Origin of the sequence: Beijerinckia indica subsp. indica ATCC 9039 (genome assembly GCF_000019845.1) — a bacterium.
Lineage (GTDB): Bacteria > Pseudomonadota > Alphaproteobacteria > Rhizobiales > Beijerinckiaceae > Beijerinckia > Beijerinckia indica.
The window spans coordinates 2,200,972-2,219,873 of sequence record NC_010581.1 but is presented as its reverse complement, the minus strand read 5'-3'; the positions used below and the strand labels follow the sequence as shown (position 1 = coordinate 2,219,873).

The 18,902-nt window shown below is 57.1% G+C and carries 17 protein-coding genes and 1 pseudogene; 7 read left to right on the top strand and 11 right to left on the bottom strand.

Features of this window, described 5'->3' with window-relative positions; translation table 11 throughout:
• Nucleotides 1-535: 535 nt before the first annotated feature.
• From BIND_RS09850 to parC, 3 genes are all read left to right on the top strand, one after another.
• Entirely contained in the window at nt 536-2,176 is a 1,641-nt protein-coding gene (locus BIND_RS09850) for an arylsulfatase (protein WP_012384926.1), read from the top strand.
• A 218-nt stretch (nt 2,177-2,394) separates the two neighbouring features.
• Complete coding sequence (locus BIND_RS09845) at nt 2,395-4,755, top strand: tetratricopeptide repeat protein (protein ID WP_148210608.1); 2,361 nt, start codon at nt 2,395-2,397, stop codon at nt 4,753-4,755.
• A gap of 230 nt (nt 4,756-4,985) precedes the next feature.
• Complete coding sequence (gene parC / locus BIND_RS09840; protein WP_012384924.1) at nt 4,986-7,244, top strand: DNA topoisomerase IV subunit A; 2,259 nt, start codon at nt 4,986-4,988, stop codon at nt 7,242-7,244.
• Nucleotides 7,245-7,377: 133 nt separating this feature from the next.
• Here the strand turns inward: parC and BIND_RS09835 are convergent, their stop codons facing one another.
• From BIND_RS09835 to BIND_RS09820, 4 genes and pseudogenes are all read right to left on the bottom strand, one after another.
• Complete coding sequence (locus BIND_RS09835) at nt 7,378-8,160, bottom strand: sulfite exporter TauE/SafE family protein (protein WP_012384923.1); 783 nt, start codon at nt 8,158-8,160, stop codon at nt 7,378-7,380.
• A gap of 152 nt (nt 8,161-8,312) precedes the next feature.
• Nucleotides 8,313-8,597, bottom strand: a pseudogene (locus BIND_RS09830) (ArsR/SmtB family transcription factor); the annotation flags it as partial.
• Nucleotides 8,598-8,612: 15 nt separating this feature from the next.
• Nucleotides 8,613-9,527, bottom strand: coding sequence for an MBL fold metallo-hydrolase (locus BIND_RS09825; protein ID WP_012384921.1), 915 nt, complete (start codon nt 9,525-9,527; stop codon nt 8,613-8,615).
• Nucleotides 9,528-9,536: 9 nt separating this feature from the next.
• Entirely contained in the window at nt 9,537-10,235 is a 699-nt protein-coding gene (locus BIND_RS09820) for a peroxiredoxin (protein ID WP_012384920.1), read from the bottom strand.
• A 183-nt stretch (nt 10,236-10,418) separates the two neighbouring features.
• Here BIND_RS09820 and BIND_RS09815 point away from each other — a divergent pair, with 183 nt between their 5' ends.
• Complete coding sequence (locus BIND_RS09815; RefSeq protein ID WP_012384919.1) at nt 10,419-11,696, top strand: NAD(P)/FAD-dependent oxidoreductase; 1,278 nt, start codon at nt 10,419-10,421, stop codon at nt 11,694-11,696.
• 62 nt (nt 11,697-11,758) lie between these two features.
• On the opposite strand, the gene BIND_RS09810 is transcribed toward BIND_RS09815, so the two are convergent.
• Together BIND_RS09810 and BIND_RS09805 are read right to left on the bottom strand one after the other, a co-directional pair.
• Complete coding sequence (locus BIND_RS09810) at nt 11,759-12,496, bottom strand: acetoacetate decarboxylase (protein ID WP_012384918.1); 738 nt, start codon at nt 12,494-12,496, stop codon at nt 11,759-11,761.
• A gap of 112 nt (nt 12,497-12,608) precedes the next feature.
• Nucleotides 12,609-13,310, bottom strand: a complete 702-nt coding sequence (locus BIND_RS09805) for a pirin family protein (protein ID WP_012384917.1) — start codon at nt 13,308-13,310, stop codon at nt 12,609-12,611.
• 130 nt (nt 13,311-13,440) lie between these two features.
• On the opposite strand from BIND_RS09805, the gene BIND_RS22260 reads away from it, so the two are divergent.
• Nucleotides 13,441-13,998 (top strand): LysR family transcriptional regulator, encoded by a 558-nt coding sequence (locus BIND_RS22260; RefSeq protein WP_341872302.1) that lies wholly within the window; start codon nt 13,441-13,443, stop codon nt 13,996-13,998.
• Complete coding sequence (locus tag BIND_RS22255) at nt 13,898-14,383, top strand: LysR substrate-binding domain-containing protein (protein ID WP_341872322.1); 486 nt, start codon at nt 13,898-13,900, stop codon at nt 14,381-14,383. Before BIND_RS22260 ends, BIND_RS22255 begins: the two co-directional genes overlap by 101 nt.
• A gap of 7 nt (nt 14,384-14,390) precedes the next feature.
• Here the strand turns inward: BIND_RS22255 and BIND_RS09795 are convergent, their stop codons facing one another.
• From BIND_RS09795 to wrbA, 4 genes are read right to left on the bottom strand one after another with little or no spacing between them, the layout of a single operon-like run.
• Nucleotides 14,391-14,966, bottom strand: coding sequence for a YceI family protein (locus tag BIND_RS09795; protein ID WP_012384916.1), 576 nt, complete (start codon nt 14,964-14,966; stop codon nt 14,391-14,393).
• 26 nt (nt 14,967-14,992) lie between these two features.
• On the bottom strand, nt 14,993-15,565 hold the full coding sequence (locus BIND_RS09790) for a cytochrome b (RefSeq protein WP_012384915.1): 573 nt from the start codon (nt 15,563-15,565) through the stop codon (nt 14,993-14,995).
• A 7-nt stretch (nt 15,566-15,572) separates the two neighbouring features.
• On the bottom strand, nt 15,573-16,196 hold the full coding sequence (locus BIND_RS09785) for a YceI family protein (RefSeq protein WP_012384914.1): 624 nt from the start codon (nt 16,194-16,196) through the stop codon (nt 15,573-15,575).
• Nucleotides 16,197-16,236: 40 nt separating this feature from the next.
• The gene (gene wrbA / locus BIND_RS09780) at nt 16,237-16,836 is read right to left on the bottom strand and encodes an NAD(P)H:quinone oxidoreductase (protein WP_012384913.1); all 600 of its coding nucleotides are present in this window, start codon (nt 16,834-16,836) and stop codon (nt 16,237-16,239) included.
• Nucleotides 16,837-17,110: 274 nt separating this feature from the next.
• Here wrbA and BIND_RS21790 point away from each other — a divergent pair, with 274 nt between their 5' ends.
• On the top strand, nt 17,111-17,278 hold the full coding sequence (locus BIND_RS21790; protein WP_012384912.1) for a hypothetical protein: 168 nt from the start codon (nt 17,111-17,113) through the stop codon (nt 17,276-17,278).
• A 70-nt stretch (nt 17,279-17,348) separates the two neighbouring features.
• Here the strand turns inward: BIND_RS21790 and BIND_RS09770 are convergent, their stop codons facing one another.
• Nucleotides 17,349-18,893, bottom strand: a complete 1,545-nt coding sequence (locus BIND_RS09770) for a S10 family peptidase (protein ID WP_012384911.1) — start codon at nt 18,891-18,893, stop codon at nt 17,349-17,351.
• Nucleotides 18,894-18,902 lie beyond the last annotated feature (9 nt).

Genomic DNA, 18,902 nt, shown 5'->3' with positions numbered 1-18,902 from the left:
GCCGCCGCCGTAGGGGCTGCGCGAAGCTTTGCCCTCACTTCAAGCAGAGATGGGACATTTCATCGTAAAGATGGCGTAACCTCTGATACGCTCAAGCTATACATTTTCGTCAAGTGTCGATTGAGGGCTAGCATTACTTAGAAAGTGGATGTAGCATATTTCTTATTCATTTGATCATTGCCTCAAATGTCATCCATGAGGGTTGTTCCTCTTGGTAAAGCTGGCAGAAGAAGGGCCACTATACGCGACATCGTAGATGGAGATGATACTTCGAGTGCCGAGCCTGATGCCGTTTGCATGTCTGATATTCTATAAGAACGCTCGTTAAATCAGACGCATAAGCGATATTATCTTTTTGTAACAGGATGGTCCTTGCTTAACCGCAAGATATTTTAGCCGTTGCTTCGTCATCTTGTTGCGTAGCGTGTTGAATTCGCGTCGCTAATCACACCCAACGACAAATGCGCAAACAGGCGCATCTCTAAACCCGCAATGAAGACGGGAGGAATAGCCATGTCTCATAGGAGGAATAACCATGGAGATGATTCGAACTTTATGGCTTAGCCTCGTTGCGCTGGTTTCCGTCACTATGGCGGTGACTACCCCGGCGTCCGCGCAGCCGCAGAAACCTAACATTCTCTTTATCATGGGCGATGACATCGGCTGGTTCAACATCGGCGCCTACCATCAGGGCCTCATGTATTCGACGACGCCAAATCTCGACAAGCTTGCCACCGAAGGCATGCGTTTCACCGATTATTACGCGGAACCGAGTTGTACTGCGGGCCGCGCCAATTTCATCACCGGGGAACTGCCGATCCGCACGGGGCTGACCACGGTTGGTCAGGCGGGCGCCACGGTCGGTATTCCAGACGAGGCCCCCACGATCGCCACAGCGCTCAAGGCGATGGGCTATGTCACGGGCCAATTCGGCAAGAACCATTTGGGCGATTTGAATCGCTACCTGCCGACCGTCCATGGGTTCGACGAATATTTCGGCTACCTCTATCACCTCGACGCAATGGAGGACCCGTTTTGGCATTCCTATCCTCCTGCGTTGAAGGATCAGGTCGGACCGCGCAACTTGATTCACAGCTTTGCCACGACGACCGATGACCCGACCGAACAGCCTCGTTGGGGCAAGATCGGCAAGCAGAGGATCGAGGATGCGGGGCCGCTACCGCCGCATCCTATACAGGGCATCAAATACAATATGGAAACGGTCGACGAAGACATTCTCGACTATTCGGTGAAGTTCATCGACAAGGCCAAGCAGGACGGCAAGCCGTTTTTCATGTGGGTCAATCCCACCCGTGCGCATGTTCTCTCGCACCTGTCGCCGAAATATGCCGCGAAGCTGACCGGTGATAATGAATGGTATCTGGAAGAAGGCGTGATGGCCCAGCTTGATGACGTCGTCGGGGGCTTGTTGGCTAAGCTTAAAGCCGAAGGGCTGGAAGATAATACGATCGTTGTGTTCACGACTGACAATGGGGCCGAGAATTTTACTTGGCCAGACGGTGGGAACACGCCATTTGCTGCGGGCAAGGGAACGATCATGGAAGGTGGCATGCGTGTGCCAATGATCATTCGCTGGCCGGGTCATATTCCAGCAGGAAAGGTCGAGAATGGTCTCATGTCGGGTCTGGACTTCTTCCCGACATTCGCCGCCATAGCCGGCAATCCGAACATCAAGGAAGAGCTGCAGAAGGGCAAGCAACTCGGAGACACGACATACAAGGTTCATCTCGACGGTTACAATCAGTTGGATTTTCTGACCGGCAAGGGCCCATCCAATCGGAAAGAGATCTTCTACTTTGCCGAGGGTACTCTTGGGGCGGTTCGCCTCGGGGACTGGAAATATAGAATGATCGACCAACCCGACGGTTGGATTGGGGGAACGGTCCACCTCGATATGCCGGTCCTCAGTAATCTTCGGCTGGATCCGTTCGAGCGCATGCAATATCCGAAGGGCAACATGGGCTCTTACTTCTTTTTCCCGGATTTCTATGTCCATGAGTTCTGGCGCTTCGTCTTCCTTCAGCAAAAGGTTGGCGAATATGCTCAGACATTCATCGATTTTCCGCCGATGCAACGGGGTGCGAGCTTCAATCTCGAAGCAGTCAAGGCCGAAATCGCTGAACGTGTCAGGGCGATGAAAGGCAAGCTGGAATAGCCGGAAAGAAGGAACCACCACAAAGCCCGCTCAGCCAATGCTTGAGCGGGCTTTGGCATAATGAGGGCAAGGCTGCTTAGGAGGCCGTGATCTTGGGGCGCAGGCAAGGTCAATCTTCAACGAGAGCAGCACGCCGCAGGCGATCGGTTGTTGAGCCGATATCATCGTCCAAGGAAATACCACCGCCCAGCGCGGCCGTCGGCGTGCTCACGAAGCGCATGGTCTGGATCGGCGTGGTCCTGTCCGCTTTGCTCGTTGCGATCTGCGGCCTCGCTTTTCAATATTTCAAAAGTCCGGGCGGTACGGATCAGGGCCTCACACCAGGGCTCCTGACAGCGCTCACTTTCGTCGGCAGTGAGACTTGCGCCACCTGCCACCAGACGGAGGCGCAATCCTGGAAGATGTCGCAGCACCAACATGCTATGGCGCATGCGACTGACGCGACAGTGCTCGGCGATTTCGCCAATGCGAGCTTCGATTATTTCGGGATACATTCGCGCTTCTTTCACAAGGACGACAAGTTTCTCGTCGAAACCGATGGGCCTGATGGAAAGCTTGCGACTTTTGAAGTCAAATATACCTTCGGCATCGACCCGCTGCAGCAATATCTCGTGGAATTTCCCGATGGACGGCTCCAGGCTTTGTCGATCGCGTGGGATACGCGGCCGGAAGAGAAGGGCGGCCAGCGCTGGTTCCATCTCTATCCAGACGAAGGGATCCGACATGACGATGTTCTGCATTGGACCAAGTTGAATCAGAACTGGAACTTCATGTGCGCCGAATGCCATTCGACAGATGTGCACAAGAATTATGACGCTGTGCATGATCGCTTTGCCACGCATTTTGCCGAGATCAGCGTCGGTTGCGAGGCGTGCCATGGCCAGGGCTCTCGCCATGTTACCTGGGCGCGAGAAAAGCAAAGCTGGTGGCCGTTTGCAAAACAGAATGACCCGACCAAAGGGTTTCTGGTGAGCTTTGACGAGCGAGCTGGCGTGACGTGGTCACCCGATCCCGCGACTGGTCTACCTCGCCGGAGCGCTGCACCTGCGACCTTGCGCAAGGAAGTTGAGACCTGCGGCCTCTGTCACGCGCGACGCAGCGCATTTTCTGAAGACTGGGTGCCTGGCCGATGGCTTTCTGACACGCATGGGGTCTCCCTGCTTAGCCGTGGCCTCTTTGAGGCCGACGGGCAGATGCGTGATGAGGTTTATAATTATGGGGCGTTCAAGCAGAGCAAGATGTTCGCGGCGGGCGTCACATGCAGCGATTGTCATGAGCCGCATGGCGCGAAACTCCGGATTCCTGGCAACGGCGTCTGCCTGCAATGTCATGCCACTGACCGATATGAAACCGTGGCGCATCATCATCATCATTATGACGGGGCAACGCCCGCGCTTGCCTGCACATCATGTCATATGCCACAGCGAACCTATATGGTCATCGACCAGCGGCATGATCACAGTTTCCGAATTCCGAGACCGGATCTGTCCGCAAAGCTCGGCACGCCGAACGCTTGCAATGGTTGTCATACTGGTAAACCGCCCGAATGGGCAGCGTCGGCGATCGAGCAATGGTATGGACCCGACCGCAAAGGGTTCCAAAATTATGCTGCTGCTTTCCATTCCTCATGGACTGACATGCCGGATGCGGCAGTCCGGCTTGCTGCCGTCGCCGGAGATCGTGGTGCACCGGCCCTTGCCCGAGCGAGTGCTTTGACCGAGCTTGGTGGACACGTCACGCCATCGAATTTTGTCCTGGCCAGAAATGGCCTCAGCGATCCAGATCCGACAGTGCGGATTGCGGCGCTCGATATGCTGCAAGGCCTGCCCGGACTTCAAATCTGGCCTCTCGTTTCAACGCTTCTTTCCGATGAGAGCTTGGGTGTGCGGATAAGGGCCGCCGCACTGCTGGCCTCGGTGCCGACGGCGAGCCAGCCGCCTGCCGACCGCGAGCGTTTCGAGCGCGCTGCTGCTGAATTCATTGCCGCACAGCGTTTGAATGACGATCGGCCCGAGGCTCGCAGCATGCTCGCCAGCTTCCTTGTCCAGCGCAATCGCTTTCCTGAAGCGGAAATCGAATATAGGGCTGCTTTGCACCTCAGCGCAGCCTATACGACGGCAGCAATCAATCTCGCCGACCTTTATCGGCATCTTGGGCGCGAAACTGCAGGAGAGGCGGTGCTGCGGGAAGCCATTGCAGCCTCGCCGAAGGATGCAGGCGTTCATCATGCGCTGGGGCTGACGCTGGTACGCCTGAAGCGCCAGAATGAGGCGCTCACCGAGCTTCGTCAGGCGGCGGAACTTGCCCCCGATCAAGCCCGATTTGCCTATGTCTATGCGGTCGCATTGCATGGGATGGATCGCGGCGATGAAGCGCTCGGCACTGTCAAGACAGCTTTGGCGCGGCATCCCAATGACCATGGACTTTTGTCAGCGGCGGTCACTTTCTCTCGAAACGCCGGAGACATTCCAATGGCGCTTCGCTATGCCGAGCAACTTGCGCAATTGTCTCCGGAGGATCGCGATCTCGCCTCTCTCGTTATGGCATTGAGACAGCAGCTCAACGCGCCCATAAAATGATTCATCTTCTGTCTGTCTATGTCTATGCGCCGCATGTGTCGTGTGCATGAGGACGTCGTGTTCGCGCGGAGCACCGGGATATCGCCTCTCTGTGCAAGGTCTTCAAGCTGCGCAGAGAGGCACGTCTTTGTGGGGGGATAGCCCATCAAGGCTTGTTTAGCATGGTCCAACGCTCAAAAAGAACAAAGTGAGAACTTGCCTTGCGTGCATCCCTCGGTTAGGCCTGCCGTATGGCCAAAACTCCCGCCGCTCCCATTGCTCCGCCGCCAACAGGCGGCACCGATCTTGTCAATCTGCGCGAAGCGCTCGAAGAGCGCTATCTCGCTTACGCGCTTTCGACCATCACCGGGCGCGCGCTACCTGACGCGCGCGACGGCTTGAAGCCTGTTCATCGCCGCATTCTTTACGGCATGCAGATCCTACGGCTCGATCCGGGCACGGCTTTCAAAAAATGCGCGAAAATCGTCGGTGACGTGATGGGTTCCTTCCATCCGCATGGCGATCAGGCGATCTATGACGCCTTGGTGCGGCTCGCACAGGATTTCTCCTCGCGTTATCCCCTTGTCGATGGCCAGGGTAACTTCGGCAATATCGATGGTGATTCGGCTGCCGCTTATCGCTATACCGAAGCGCGCATGACGGAAATCGCTCGGCTTCTGCTCGAGGGGATCGACGAAGATGCGATCGATTTTCGCGAAAATTATTCGGGCGATCAGAAAGAGCCGATCGTCTTGCCGGCCGCTCTCCCCAATCTCCTTGCCAATGGCGCGCAAGGCATTGCGGTCGGCATGGCGACCTCGATCCCGCCGCATAATCTCTCCGAGCTTTGCGACGCGGCGCTCTATCTCATTTCGCATAGAGACGCGACAAGCGATCAATTGCTGACTTTCGTGCGCGGGCCGGATTTCCCGACCGGCGGCATATTGGTCGATTCGCCTGAATCGATCGCCGAGACCTATCGCACCGGGCGCGGCGCCTTTCGCTTGCGCGCCCGCTGGGAGCGGGAGGAGGGCACACGCGGCACCTATGTGATCGTCGTGACTGAAATCCCCTATATGGTGCAGAAGTCGCGGCTCATCGAAAAGCTGGCCGAACTGCTCAACGACAAGAAATTGCCGCTCGTCGGTGACATACGCGATGAATCGGCCGAAGATGTCCGCATCGTTATTGAACCCAAAAGCCGGGCGGTCGAGCCCGAGCTTTTGATGGAATCTCTGTTCAAGCTCACCGAGCTCGAAACGCGATTCCCTGTCAATATGAATGTGCTTGTCGATGGTGTCGTGCCGCGCGTCGTCTCCTTGGACGAGGCTCTGCGGCAATGGCTCGATCATCGGCGCGAGGTTCTGTTACGCCGCTCGCGCCATCGCCTGGCCGAGATTGAACGCCGGCTTGAAGTCCTGGCTGGCATGCTGATCGTCTTCCTCAATCTCGATGAAGTCATCCGCATCATCCGTGAGGAGGATGAACCCAAAGAGGTTTTGAAGGCCACGTTCACGCTGAGCGACATACAGGCCAATTACATTCTCGACACGCGTCTGCGCAGCCTGCGCCGCTTGGAAGAAATGGAACTGCGGCGTGAATATGAAAATCTAGAAAAGGAAAAGAGCGAGATCGAGGGTCTGCTGGCCAGCGAAAGCAAGCAGTGGAAAGAGATTTCCTCTCAAATCCGCGACCTGAAGAAACGTTATGGCGAGGCCACGCCGCTTGGACGGCGGCGCACAACATTCGGAAACGTGCCGGATGTCGGCGCAGTGGATGTCGCCACGGCCCTGATCGAGCGCGAGCCTGTCACCATTGTCGTTTCCGAAAAGGGATGGATACGCGCCCTCAAAGGCCATGTTGCCGATCTTTCGACCCTTACATTCAAGGGCGATGATCAGCTTGCCTTTCAGTTCTTTGCCGAGACGACGTCCAAAATCCTGTTGTTTGCGAGCGATGGCAAGGTTTTTACGCTGGAAGCTTCGAAACTGCCCGGTGGACGCGGACATGGCGAGCCTTTGCGTCTGATGGTCGATCTTGGCGAGGGCGAGGAGGTGACCTCCATTATCCCCTATGAGACCGGCGCCAAACTGTTGCTGACCGCGTCCGATGGGCGTGGTTTCATCGTCGGCCAGGATGATCTGATCGGTACGACCCGCAAGGGCAAGCAGGTCCTCAATTGTGACGCTCCGGCGAAACTGAGCCATATAGTGCCGGCAGCGGGCGATCATCTTGCGATTATCGGCGAGAACCGGAAATTACTGATTTTCCCGCTGGTACAAATAGCGGAAATGACGCGTGGCAAGGGTGTGCGCCTGCAGAAATACAAGGATGGCGGCGTGAGCGATGCCAAGGTCATTTTCATCGACGCTGGCCTTTCGTGGCAAGACGCCGCCGGCCGCAGTTTTCATCTTGCCAAAGCCGATTTGGCCGACTGGATCGGTCAGCGCGGTGAGGCCGGTCGCCTGCCACCGCGCGGTTTTCCAAAAAACAATCGATTTACAGGGTGAAGGGACAGCGTTCAGGCTGAATGAGCCGAAGGATGACTATCCCTCGACGGTATTTCCCACCTCCCATTTGGGAGGTGGGAGCAGATGATCCTTTTTTGAGGACGGGCTCTCTCATAAAGGGATACACATTTTCCTATTGTACATTCACCAGGCTTTGACCGCTGCGAAACAAGACATAGGCGGCCACGCTGAAGATCAGCAGCGAGAACGCTTTGTTGAGAGCCCCCTTGTAGCGGGAGAGGAAATAGGCGGCTTTGACGCCCAAAAAGCCCCCCATGATGCCGCCCAATATGAACTCTAGGGCAATGCGCCAGTCGATGAGGCCCGAGACGGCATAATTGATGGCCGTTGTCAGGCCGAAGGTGCCGACCGCAAGCAGCGAAGTGGCAACCGCGTTGATCATCGGCATGCCGGTCGCCAACACGAGTCCTGGAACAACGAGGACGCCGCCACCAATGCCGAAAAAGCCAGCGGCCAGGCCAACGGCGAGAGCGGCGAGGATGATTGTCGAAAAACGTGTATCCGCATCGGCATCCATCTTTTCGGCATGGATCGGCCGCAGCATGGTGAGACCGATGCCGACCATGGCGAAGCCGAAAAGAAAAATGATTTTGTCGCCATTGAGCGATTTGCCGAGCGTCGAGCCAATGAAAGCGCCGATTGTGCCGATCAGAGCGAAGAGAACGGCCGCGCGCCAACGAATGCGGCCGGAGCCGATCTGGCTGAAAAAGCTGACATAGGCATTGACTGAAACAGCAACGGCGCCGGTTCCGATGGCGACATGGGCGGGAGCGAGGCCGACGAGATAAAGCAGCAAAGGCGTGGCCAGAACCGACCCGCCGCCACCGACGACACCAAGCGAGAATCCAGACAGGGCCCCGGACAAAAGGGCAAGCGTGTCCCTTAGCATGATCATGCTCTCTCAGGGCTCAAAGGAAAGTTGGTGAAGGGGATCGAGTTTTTTTACGAAGGGGGTGGCTCGACCCGCGCGAACATGGCGGCGGCGGTGCCAGTAAGCCTTTGTTCCTTCATGAAAGCCTCATGTTTGAGCGGGATCTCGCCCTGCAAAATGCCCGGCAGGGCATGCAGCAAGGCGAGAAGGCGCTTGTCGCCGAGGCGGTAGAAAACCTGTTTTGCTTCGCGCCGGGACTCGACGAAGCCTGCGTCCCGGAGTTCAGCCAATTGCTGCGACAAGGTCGGCTGTTTGATGCCGAGCATGGTTTCGAGATCGCCGACGGGATGCTCGCCGAGCGCCAGTGCTGCGACGATCTGCAGGCGATTGGGGTTGGAGAGACTTTTGAAAAGCTCGCTCGCCACCTCGGCCTGAGATCGTGACAAAGAGGAAAGGTCCATAACATTCCTCCCGATTTACCAAACCGCGCCGGGGAAGGCTCCGATCGGAATTTTCAAATAATGCCTTTGATTGTCTTCAGGTGGCGGCAATTGACCCGCATTGATATTCACCTGAAGCGCAGGCAGGAGCAGGTGTGGCAGGGGCAGGCCGCTGTCACGTTTATGGCGCAGGGCAATGAAATCGCTTTCAGTTTTCCCTGTCACGTGAATATTGTGGCGTTTCTGCTCGCCAATCGTGCTTTCCCAGCTCGCCTGGCGTCCCACCGGTGGATAATCATGTCCTGTAAAGACACGGGTCTCGTCTGGCAGTGTGAGAAGCGTTTGGATCGATTGCCAGAGCAAGGCGGCGTTGCCGCCGGGAAAATCGGCGCGGGCCGTGCCGGAATCCGGCATGAACAGGGTATCATGCACAAAGACGGCATTGCCGATCAGATAAGTGATCGAGGCCGGTGTATGACCTGGCGATAAAATGACATTTACCTCGAGATTGCCGATCTGAAACGAGTCGCCCGACTTGAACAATCTGTCCCATTGCGAACCGTCAGCGGGAAAGTCCGGCCAATTGTAAATGTCTCTCCACAAAGACTGAACAGCCGTGACATGATCGCCAATACCCATGGGGGCGCCGGTCTGTGTCTTGAGATAGAAGGAGGCCGAGAAATGATCAGCATGCGGATGTGTATCGAGAATCCAGGCGACCTGTAGCCCCTGTTTGCGGATGTAATCGAGGATCGCATCAGCGTTTCTGGTGGCGATCGAACCGGATTTTTCGTCGAAGTCCAAGACCGGATCGATAATGGCGCAGGCGCGCGTGACGGGACAGACAACGACATATTGAATGCTGCCGGTCGCAGAATCATAAAAGGCTTCGACGAGTGGTTTATCGGCTGAAGCAGGAAGTGTGTCGTGTAAGGCGAGGGGAGTGTGCATGATGGCCTCTCACAGCTTGCGAAGACGATAATACCAATCGGTACCGAGTTCTTGGTCCCGTTCATGATCGAGCGCGGCATTGTCAGCGCCAATCGCTTCGACATCGAGCGGTGGGGTCTCGATGACCGGATCACCCGGGTGCCATCCCTCGGGCGTGGAAACAGCGGCGCTATCTGAAACCTGCAAGGCCTCGACGACGCGCAGGATCTCCTCGACAGAGCGGCCAATGCTCATGGGGTACCAAAGGATGAGACGGATCACCCCATCGGGATCGATGATGAACGAGGCCCTGACCGTGGAACTGTCGGCAGCATCGGCATGGATCATTCCATAGGCGCTGGCGATCGCCATGGATGGGTCCTCGATCACGGGGAATGGGATTTCAACGCCGAAGCGCTGCTTGATCGAACGGACCCAGGCGATATGGGAGAACAGGCTGTCGACGGAAAGTCCAAGAAGATCACAGTCCAAGGCTTGGAAGCGTTGATAAGCTTTGGCAAATGCGATGAATTCGCTCGTGCAGACAGGCGTGAAATCGGCGGGATGCGAGAACAGGACGAGCCAGCGGCCACGATAATGAGCCAGGGCCCGTTCGCCCATTGTGGTGCGCGCGACGAAGAGCGGGGCCTGGCTGCCGAGAAGCAGCGGCTGCGCGGTGCGGCGGTCTTGGGGTTTCTCTAATGATTTCTCTCGGATCGTCTCGCTCAAGGAAAACTCTTTCTCTCGATGGGCGACGCCTGTGCCTACTCATTTTTAAGGGCAGGCCTAAAGGATCTTGCCGCTTTCAATTAACAATTAAATATTCTATTATATGAAAATTAGCAAGTATTATTTCATGCGTCATCGGCATGGAAAAGTCAGATGGAAAAGCCAGACCGGTCAGGAGTGATTATGGACAACGCATCGCAAAGCCCCGCTGGGCTTGAAACATCCGAGCCCGCTCTTCGTTGCCAAATTCTCATCATTGGGGGCGGGGCTGGTGGAATCAGCGTGGCGGCTTCGCTGAAACGCCGGCGGCCGGAACTCGATATTGCTCTTGTCGAGCCCTCAGAGCGCCATTTTTATCAGCCTGGTTGGACCCTTGTCGGCGCCGGGGTCATGTCCTCCGCTGCAACAGAACGGCAGGAGGCGGGGCTCATTCCCAAGGGTGTGCGCTGGCTCAAGACAGCCGCTTCGGCTTTTCTACCGGAGACGAACCGGGTGCGGCTCGCCGACGGGCGCGTCGTGGTTTACGATTATCTTGTGGCTTGTCCCGGTCTCAAACTGGATTGGGCCAAGATCGAGGGCCTGACGCAAACGCTCGGCCGCAATGGCGTGTGCAGCAATTACAGCTTTGAGACCGCGCCCTATACCCATGAATGCGTGAAGACGTTCTCCGGTGGCACGGCTGTGTTCACGCAGCCGCCGATGCCGATCAAATGCGCGGGCGCTCCGCAAAAGGCCCTCTATCTGACGGCGGATTATCTGCGCCGGCATAATCGTCTTGCAGGTGCCAATCTGGAATTCTGTCTTGCGGGCGATGTCTTGTTCGGCGTGCCATTCTTCGTGCCGCCGCTGCAAAAAAAGGTAGACGAATATGGTATTAAGCTGAATTTCAAACACAATCTTATCGCGGTCGATGGCGCCAGCAAGAAGGCGACCTTCGCCGTGGTGGACAAGGACGGAAAGAGCACGGAAAAAACCATCGCCTTCGACATGCTGCATGTCGTGCCGCCGCAAGCTCCCATTGACGCCGTGCGCGATAGCGCACTTGTCAATGCGGCTGGCTGGATCGATGTCGATCCCGGCACCCTGCGGCATACGCGTTTTGCCAATATTTTTGGGATAGGGGATGCGCTTGGCACGACCAATGCCAAAACGGCTGCCGCCGTGCGTATGCAAGTGCCTGTCGTCACCGCTAATCTTTTGGCGTTGCTCGAGGGCAAGTCATTGCCGAAAACCTATGATGGCTATGGGGCCTGTCCGCTCACTGTTGCCTATGGCAAGATCGTCCTGGCGGAATTTCTCTATGGCGGCAAGGTCGCGCCGAGCTTTCCCTTCGATCCGCGTGTGCCGAGCCGTTTTGCCTGGTTTCTCAAGACCACAATCATGCCGCTTCTCTATTGGCACCAAATGCTGAATGGTTACGAGCTCGACATTGGCCATCACGAGAAACAATTTCTCGCATGATGTTTTATAACAAGGAAATTCCCTCAAGAAACGGTTCTTGAGGGAATTGCTTGATCGATTGATCATATCTCCAGATAATCATGGACAACCTTGCCATAAGGCAGAGTCATATCGGCAAGGAGATGGATGCCGCCACGGGTGCGCAAGACGGGAAGATCGGCAACGGGCGCATTGACATGGGGAATGAGATGCAGACGTGCCGGACCTTGCCAAGCGCCCTTGAAGGCAATGTCGGTCATCGCGAATTTCACGAGCTGCGCGATCTTGGGCTTGCCATCGACATCGGGGATCAGCTTGAGACAGACTTGATCTTTGCCAAGGGCGCGCAAGGCTGTTGCTTCGTCAAGGGTCTGTTGCTTATAGACCATCGTGCCTAAAGCGACACGTTCGTTGGCGTAATAGAGGGTCCCCGTCAATGTGTCCGTTACGAGTTCGAGCTTGGGTTGGGCATGTTTCTTCGGAAAACCCCAAATCTCCCGTCCGGCGGCGATCGGCGCTTCATCGTCGAGATACATTTGAACGGTGAAGCTGACAGGCTGTCCATCCAGCAGGCAGGGGATTACAGTGCCGGTCTCGGTATAATCGCCGAAGCCGGAGCTGTCTGGCATGCGCATCCATTCGTAAGTGATTACATTACTGGCCGGTACGAGCGGTTCCGGGACAGCAGCTCTAATGGCATCCGGATCGCTTTCATAGCTGATGATCATATATTCACGGTTGATGAACCGATAGGGACCTTTGGGATAGCTGGGGCCAAAGGCGGGCATCGAGGCAGCGGTCAGGATTTCATCGCGATTCATGGGTGTCACTCTCGGGCATGACTTTCGCGGAATGGGTTCAAAGTGAGAGGCGGTCCTCTGACAACCGCCCCTTATACTTGACTCATTTTACATTTCGGACACGGAGGCGAGGTTAGGCCGCCGCGTCAACCAGGACGATTTCAGCATCCTCCAAGGCCTTGACGCGCAAGGTCTCGATTTTGCTGATGGCAGCGCCGTCCCGAGCACTAACGCGCGTGCCCTCGATTTCCACCGCGCCCACAGCGGGCACCAGATAGGCGAAACGTTCAGACCCAAGCGGATAATCGATCTCCTGGCCGGCTTTCAGGGTCGCCCCGAGCACACGGGCATCCGCGTGGATCGGAAGAGCCTCGGCGTCATTCTCGTAGCCGGAAGCCAGCGTCACCAAACGTCCCGCACGATCCCCCTTGGGAAAGGGCCGCGAGCCCCAGCGCGGGGCGAAACCGCGTTCACTTGGCATGATCCAGAGCTGGAAAATCTGGGTCGGCTCCGTCTCGCGATTATATTCGCTGTGCAGGATTCCGGTGCCGGCCGACATGACCTGCACGTCGCCCGCCTCCGTCCGGCCCTTATTGCCGAGACTATCTTCATGCGTGATGGCGCCCTTGCGGACATAGGTAATGATTTCCATGTCGCGATGCGGATGCGGAGGAAAGCCTGTATTGGGCGCGATCGTGTCATCGTTCCACACACGCAATTCTCCCCAATGGACGCGTGCCGGATCATAATAATCAGCGAAGGAAAAATGATGTTTGGCTTTGAGCCAACCGTGATCAGCGCCGCCGAGGCTTGCAAAGGATCTGATGTCAATCATTTTGGATCTCCCGCACGTTTCGATCGTCTTTTCGTGAAACATGCTCTTGGTTTTTCCTGAACCAAGAGATAGAGCAGAGGTGGCGTTTCTAAAATAGAAATGGTGGAAACCTATCGATGCCGAATTTGACATGACGCGTTTGCCGGATCTCGAAGCCTGGGCCGTTTTCGCCAAAGTGGTGGAAACCGGTTCCTTTGCCCGCGCGGCGGAAGAACTTCAGCTTTCCAAACCCACGGTCTCGAAGGCGATCACGCGCCTCGAGGACCGTATCGGCGCGCCGCTTCTGCACCGCAGTTCGCGGCAGCTTTCATTGACCGAGACAGGTCGAGGGGCGCTTGATCATGCCAATCGAATCCTGGCGGAGGGTGAAGCGGCGGAGGCCGAGGCACGGGAGCAGACGGTGCGTCCGCGAGGGCTCGTGCGGCTTGCGGCGCCAATGACGTTCGGCATCACCCATCTGGCGCCGGTCCTGCCGGCTTTTCTCGCCCTCTATCCAGAAGTGGAGATCAATGTCGATTTCAGCGATGCGCTGATCGATCTGATCGGTGGCGGTTATGATGTGGCTTTGCGCATCGCGTCGCTGTCGGATTCTTCCTTGCGGGCGCGCCGCCTTTGCACGATTAATCCGCTGGGTTATCGCGTCGCCCGCCTATCTCGATCAGCATGGCCGTCCGAAACATCCGCGTGATCTCGAACGCCATCAGACTTTTGCCTATACAAACACATCCGGCCTGTGGCGATTACGCCACCCGACTGAGGGCGACTATATGGTGACGCCACCCGCGCGTCTTTCTGCCAATAATGGAGAAGCCTTTTTGCCAGTCCTGCTGGCGGGGCTCGGCATGGCCCTTTTGCCGGAATTCATGGTCTGGCGGGAATTGGCGGACGGTCGTCTGGAGCAGGTTCTGCCGGAATGGCATGTGGCGCCCGTCGCCATTCATCTCGTGACCCCACCGGGTCTCTTGCGCCCGGCGCGGGTGACGGTTTTGTTGGATTATCTCGCCAAATGTTTCGCGACCGCGCCCTGGGCGAAGCCACTGCCCTCGGATGGCAAGGTCGAATCCTTGCCCTGAGGGGTTTTTAAGGAGATTGCCGCGCGATGAGATCGACATCGACGCCGACTTCCAGCGCGACCCATTGGCCCGAGGCCCAGGTGCCCTGACCGACACCGAAAGCGGTGCGGACGAGTTCAAGATGGCCCTTGGCGTGAGCGGCATCGCCCGTAATGTCTAGCGCGAAGGGCAGGGTCGCTTCATGGCTGATGCCACGCAGAGTCAACGTACCCAGCGCTTCAAAATTATTGCCGTTTATAGGCCGAAAACTTTTGATCTCGAAGGTCGCCTTGGGAAAGGTCTTGGTATTGAACCAATCGCCGCCAGGAAGAGCCTCGTCGCGCTGCCGATCGCCGGTCGTGGCGCTCGCCATATCTATGGTGATCAGGGCATGCCCCGTTTCGGGATGGTCGGGATCGAAATGGATGCTGCCATCGTAACGGGTAAAATGGCCTTGAAACTTTGTTCCGGTCTGGGTGCCGGAAAAGCCGAGTGTGCTATGGGCCTTGTCTATGGTCCAATCCGCCGCATCGGCATGCGTGACGGGAGCAAGGAGCACGATCCCCAAAAGGGCGCGGCGGAGAGAAGGGGTAACAGCGAACATGGTGAAACCTATTGCCTGACCTTGCGTCAGCGCGGCAGCATCCGCTGCAAGATCCGATCATGAAGGATGAAATGATGCCGCAGCGCCGCACCTGCATGCAGGACGATGATGGCGAGAAGCGCCCAGGCACTCCAATGATGCAGCAGTTTGAGAGTGGCTTCCGCTGGCGCTTTGTCCCCGAGCGTTGAAAGGATTGGCAGATGGGGCCATGGCAGGACGCCGTAGAGCACGGTCGGAATGCCGAGGATGGAGGCCGAAACAAGCGCCCAACCACTGATCGGCAGGATCAATTGCAGGCCATAGAGCAACCCATGAACCCATTCAGCGGCGCCCCGCTCGAAGGGTGGCATGCTCTTCGGCAGCGCTGGCGGCTTGTGCGTCAACCGCCAAAGGAGACGCAACACGATAGCCAGAAGAACCGTGATGCCGATCGATTTGTGAAGCTGATAGAGCTGGAACAGACGTAAAGGCGGCAGCGCGACATGATCCATGACGAGGCCCATCACGATCAAGATCAAGATGCCGAGCGCGATCATCCAGTGAAGGATGATCGCGACCGCCGTATAACGACTCTGATCCGGGACGGACAGGCCGGACATGACGGGTTCAGTCCTGATGTTCGAAGGCGCCGGCGATTTTCAACTGCACCTGATCGCCGATCAGCGGCAGATAGGTTTTGACATCGTAATCGCTGCGCTTGATCGTGCCAGTGGCCTCGAAACCGACTGTATATTTCTTGTCGAGCGGATTGATACCGGCGGCGATGAAATGCACTGCCAGGACGGTGGGCTTGGTGACACCATGCAAGGTGAGTGTGCCTGTGACAGTCGCTGTATTCTTGCCGGTCAATTCCACTTTGGTGGAAGTGAAAGTGGCATTGGCGAATTGCGCCGCATCGAACCATTGCGCGCTCTTCAATTCATCCGTCAGCTTGGCGCTGGTCGTCTGCACGGATGCGATCGGAATGGTGACATTCAATTTCGAGGCGGAGGGCTTTTTCGGATCGAGCTCCAGCGTACCGCTGACATCGGAAAAGACACCGGAATAATTGGTGAAGCCGAGATGCAGAACGGAAAAGCCGACCTGTGTATGCCCCGGTTCGACGACATAGGTGCCGCCCTTGACTTCAGAGGGCGTCGTGATCATTTGCGCCGCCGCAGGTGAAAGCGCGAGGCCATAAGCCAAAAAGGCCGATTTGAAGGAAAGGGCAAAAAGAAAAGAAGATTTCATCAGAGGTGACTCGTTTGGAAGAAGAAAAGAAGAGGTTGGATCAGGCGTTCAGCTTCTGGGCGATTTCCGCCACATGCCGGCCGAGGAATTTCGCGCCTTCTTGTTCATTGGCGCTGACCGCGCGCGATCCGTCGCCATTGGCGATCGTCGTCGCGCCATAGGGTGAGCCGCCGGTGATTTCGTTCATATTCATCTGGCCGGCAAAACTATAAGGAAGGCCGGCGACGACCATGCCGTGATGGATCAGGTTCGTGAGCAAGGAATAGAGCGTGGTTTCCTGGCCGCCATGCTGCACAGCGGTCGAGGTAAAGGCTGCGCCCACCTTGCCAATCAGGGCACCCTTCAGCCACAGACCGCCGGTCATATCCCAGAAATTAGCCATTTGCGCGGGCAGGCGTCCGAAGCGGGTCGGGGCGCCGATGATGATCGCGTCATAATTGACGAGGTCTTCGGGCGTCGCGATGGGTGCGCCTTGGTCAAGCTTGAAGAAATGCGCTTTGGCGACCGGCTCCGGCACCAGCTCCGGCACGCGTTTCACATCGGCCTCAGCGCCCGCCGCCCGCGCGCCTTCTGCGACGGCTTCCGCCATCGTCTCGATATGGCCATAGGAAGAATAATAAAGAACGAGAACTTTTGGCATCATGGTCTCCTGCCGCGGGCCGAATATTTTCGGCTTGAGGCTGGCCAGTCGAGGGGATCTCGCGCTGTCGCGTGTCCCGCTCGATTGGCCGTCGAGGAGAAAGTTACCCGTGAAGCCTAAGCGATAAAATGTAAATGATAGAAATCTACTGGTTCTGATTCTTGATTTGACGGGCGCGCCGAGGCATTGGGGATCGGTGTTGGCCGCTTCAGGCTTTCATGAAATTTGCTATAAATGTCCTGCCCTGGATGGGCTGCGCCAGCAGGAACCCGTGATGACCGTCAATCAATTGATCGAATTGCTGCAGTCGATGCCGGCCGAGGCTGTGGTCCTCCTCGAAGGTGATGGTGCCTTCGCGCGTGTGGCCGGAGTCAATCTCGAGAAGAGCGTGACTCTCGGCTTGCCGGATGAGGTGATCCTCTTCACTGACGCTGAGGAATAATCAGCCTGTCGCGCTAAATCGCTCCGTTCCCGGATTTTTCGACTTGGATCTTCGGGTGGAAGCGGGACCTTCAGGGACCGGTGATCAGCTTGGCCGCATCCTCGCGCAATTTCGCTCGGCTCGTCTCTTCGAGATAGAGCATGTGGCCGCCTGGATAGACCGACAAACGCAGGCGATCAGGATCGCCCATGGGTGCGACTTGGTCGAGCAGAAGTTTCGAGGCGAAATAGGGCGTTACAATATCGCTCAATCCATGGATGACCAGCACGCGCAGGCGCGGATCGAGCGCCATCACATGTTTGAGGTCGCTTAAGGATTCCGCCTGGGCATGGGCATGGCCCCGATCCGGGTTCCAATTCCATTGCCGATTGACATTGTCGTTGAGAATTTCATAGCGAGCCTCGATCGGCCAGTTCAAGCGATGCGCGATGAGATCCGCCATGGCGCTGGCGAGAGGTGCGCGCAAAGCGTCCAGGATTGGATCGGCATAATCGCTCGAGGCCTGATGGGGATCAGGATCATAGCCGAGAATGCGTGCGTCATAGAGGCTTGCGACTTTGCCTTCATCGCGCTTGCGCTCACGTGAGAGCGTCGCAAGATCGATACGGCCGCCGAGCCGACGCACCAGAGTGGGATCGAGCTTGGTGAATGCGGAAACCTTGGCCGCCAGCCGGTCGAGCGCGGCGGGATCGCGTTCGCCGCGCAGGAGATCGACGAGATAGGGGCCGCTTGCATAGGCTTCCACATCGGCGAGATCGGCTCGGCTCGCGCCTCCATCGAGTCCGCGCGCGGTGGCGGTGAGCGATGGCAGTCGCGCGACCGCGATGAGGGGATTATTGGCGCCCTCGAACCAACTGAAATCGAGGACAGGCGAGATCATGATGAGGCCCGAAACGCCGATGCCTTCTGTTTCTTGCAGGCGACGGGCGAGTTTGGGCGCGCGAAATCCACCATAACTCTCACCGACGATGAATTTCGGACTGGCGAGACGATCATGCTCGGCCAGCCATTTGCGAATGGCGACGCTCAAGGCGCTGATGTCGCCATTGACGGAAAAAAAGCTCCGCCGGGCTTCGTCATCCTTGCCGTAAAGCCGGCTGTAGCCGGTGCCGGGCGGATCGAAAAAGACGAGATCGGCGAAATCGAGCCAGGTCTCGGCATTGGGCACGAGCATGGGCGGTTGTGAGGGCGCAAGAAGAGGAGCGTCGGCTTTGAGCCGCCACGGTCCGAGCGCGCCGAGATTAAGCCAGCCGGAAGAAGCTCCCGGCCCGCCGTTAAAGACCAGCACGATGGGGCGCTGTGACGCTTCCTGGCCGTTGAGGAGGAAGGCGGTAAAACCAATGTCGGCTTCTGGTGTGCCGCTTTGCGCGTCGGAAAGTTTGATCGCTCCGGCTATGGCCTGAAAATTCAGGCTGCGTCCGGGCAGATCGAGCGTATGGGTCGTCGTAACCGGAGCGGGCAGGGGATGCGGCGGCGTGGTATCCTTGGTCTGTTCGGTTTCCGCGCGCGGGATTGGGACCGTTTGTTCAGCCCTAGCCGAGGAAGGAAAGGTCAAGGGGAGGGTGAAGAGAAGCGAAATTGTCGCGAGAAGAATAAAACCTCGAACAGGCCGCATTCATTTCCC

Excerpts from the sequence above, each read along its gene's own strand:
- parC (WP_012384924.1), top strand. The coding sequence starts at position 4,986 with ATGGCCAAAACTCCCGCCGCTCCCATTGCTCCGCCGCCAACAGGCGGC.
- BIND_RS09770 (WP_012384911.1), bottom strand. The coding sequence starts at position 18,893 with ATGCGGCCTGTTCGAGGTTTTATTCTTCTCGCGACAATTTCGCTTCTC.
- BIND_RS09805 (WP_012384917.1), bottom strand. The coding sequence starts at position 13,310 with ATGATTGACATCAGATCCTTTGCAAGCCTCGGCGGCGCTGATCACGGT.
- wrbA (WP_012384913.1), bottom strand. The coding sequence starts at position 16,836 with ATGCCAAAAGTTCTCGTTCTTTATTATTCTTCCTATGGCCATATCGAG.
- BIND_RS09795 (WP_012384916.1), bottom strand. The coding sequence starts at position 14,966 with ATGTTCGCTGTTACCCCTTCTCTCCGCCGCGCCCTTTTGGGGATCGTG.
- BIND_RS09785 (WP_012384914.1), bottom strand. The coding sequence starts at position 16,196 with ATGAAATCTTCTTTTCTTTTTGCCCTTTCCTTCAAATCGGCCTTTTTG.
- BIND_RS09790 (WP_012384915.1), bottom strand. The coding sequence starts at position 15,565 with ATGTCCGGCCTGTCCGTCCCGGATCAGAGTCGTTATACGGCGGTCGCG.
- BIND_RS22260 (WP_341872302.1), top strand. The coding sequence starts at position 13,441 with ATGACGCGTTTGCCGGATCTCGAAGCCTGGGCCGTTTTCGCCAAAGTG.
- BIND_RS09810 (WP_012384918.1), bottom strand. The coding sequence starts at position 12,496 with ATGAATCGCGATGAAATCCTGACCGCTGCCTCGATGCCCGCCTTTGGC.
- BIND_RS09825 (WP_012384921.1), bottom strand. The coding sequence starts at position 9,527 with ATGCACACTCCCCTCGCCTTACACGACACACTTCCTGCTTCAGCCGAT.
- BIND_RS09850 (WP_012384926.1), top strand. The coding sequence starts at position 536 with ATGGAGATGATTCGAACTTTATGGCTTAGCCTCGTTGCGCTGGTTTCC.
- BIND_RS09845 (WP_148210608.1), top strand. The coding sequence starts at position 2,395 with ATGGTCTGGATCGGCGTGGTCCTGTCCGCTTTGCTCGTTGCGATCTGC.
- BIND_RS09815 (WP_012384919.1), top strand. The coding sequence starts at position 10,419 with ATGGACAACGCATCGCAAAGCCCCGCTGGGCTTGAAACATCCGAGCCC.
- BIND_RS21790 (WP_012384912.1), top strand. The coding sequence starts at position 17,111 with ATGACCGTCAATCAATTGATCGAATTGCTGCAGTCGATGCCGGCCGAG.
- BIND_RS09835 (WP_012384923.1), bottom strand. The coding sequence starts at position 8,160 with ATGATCATGCTAAGGGACACGCTTGCCCTTTTGTCCGGGGCCCTGTCT.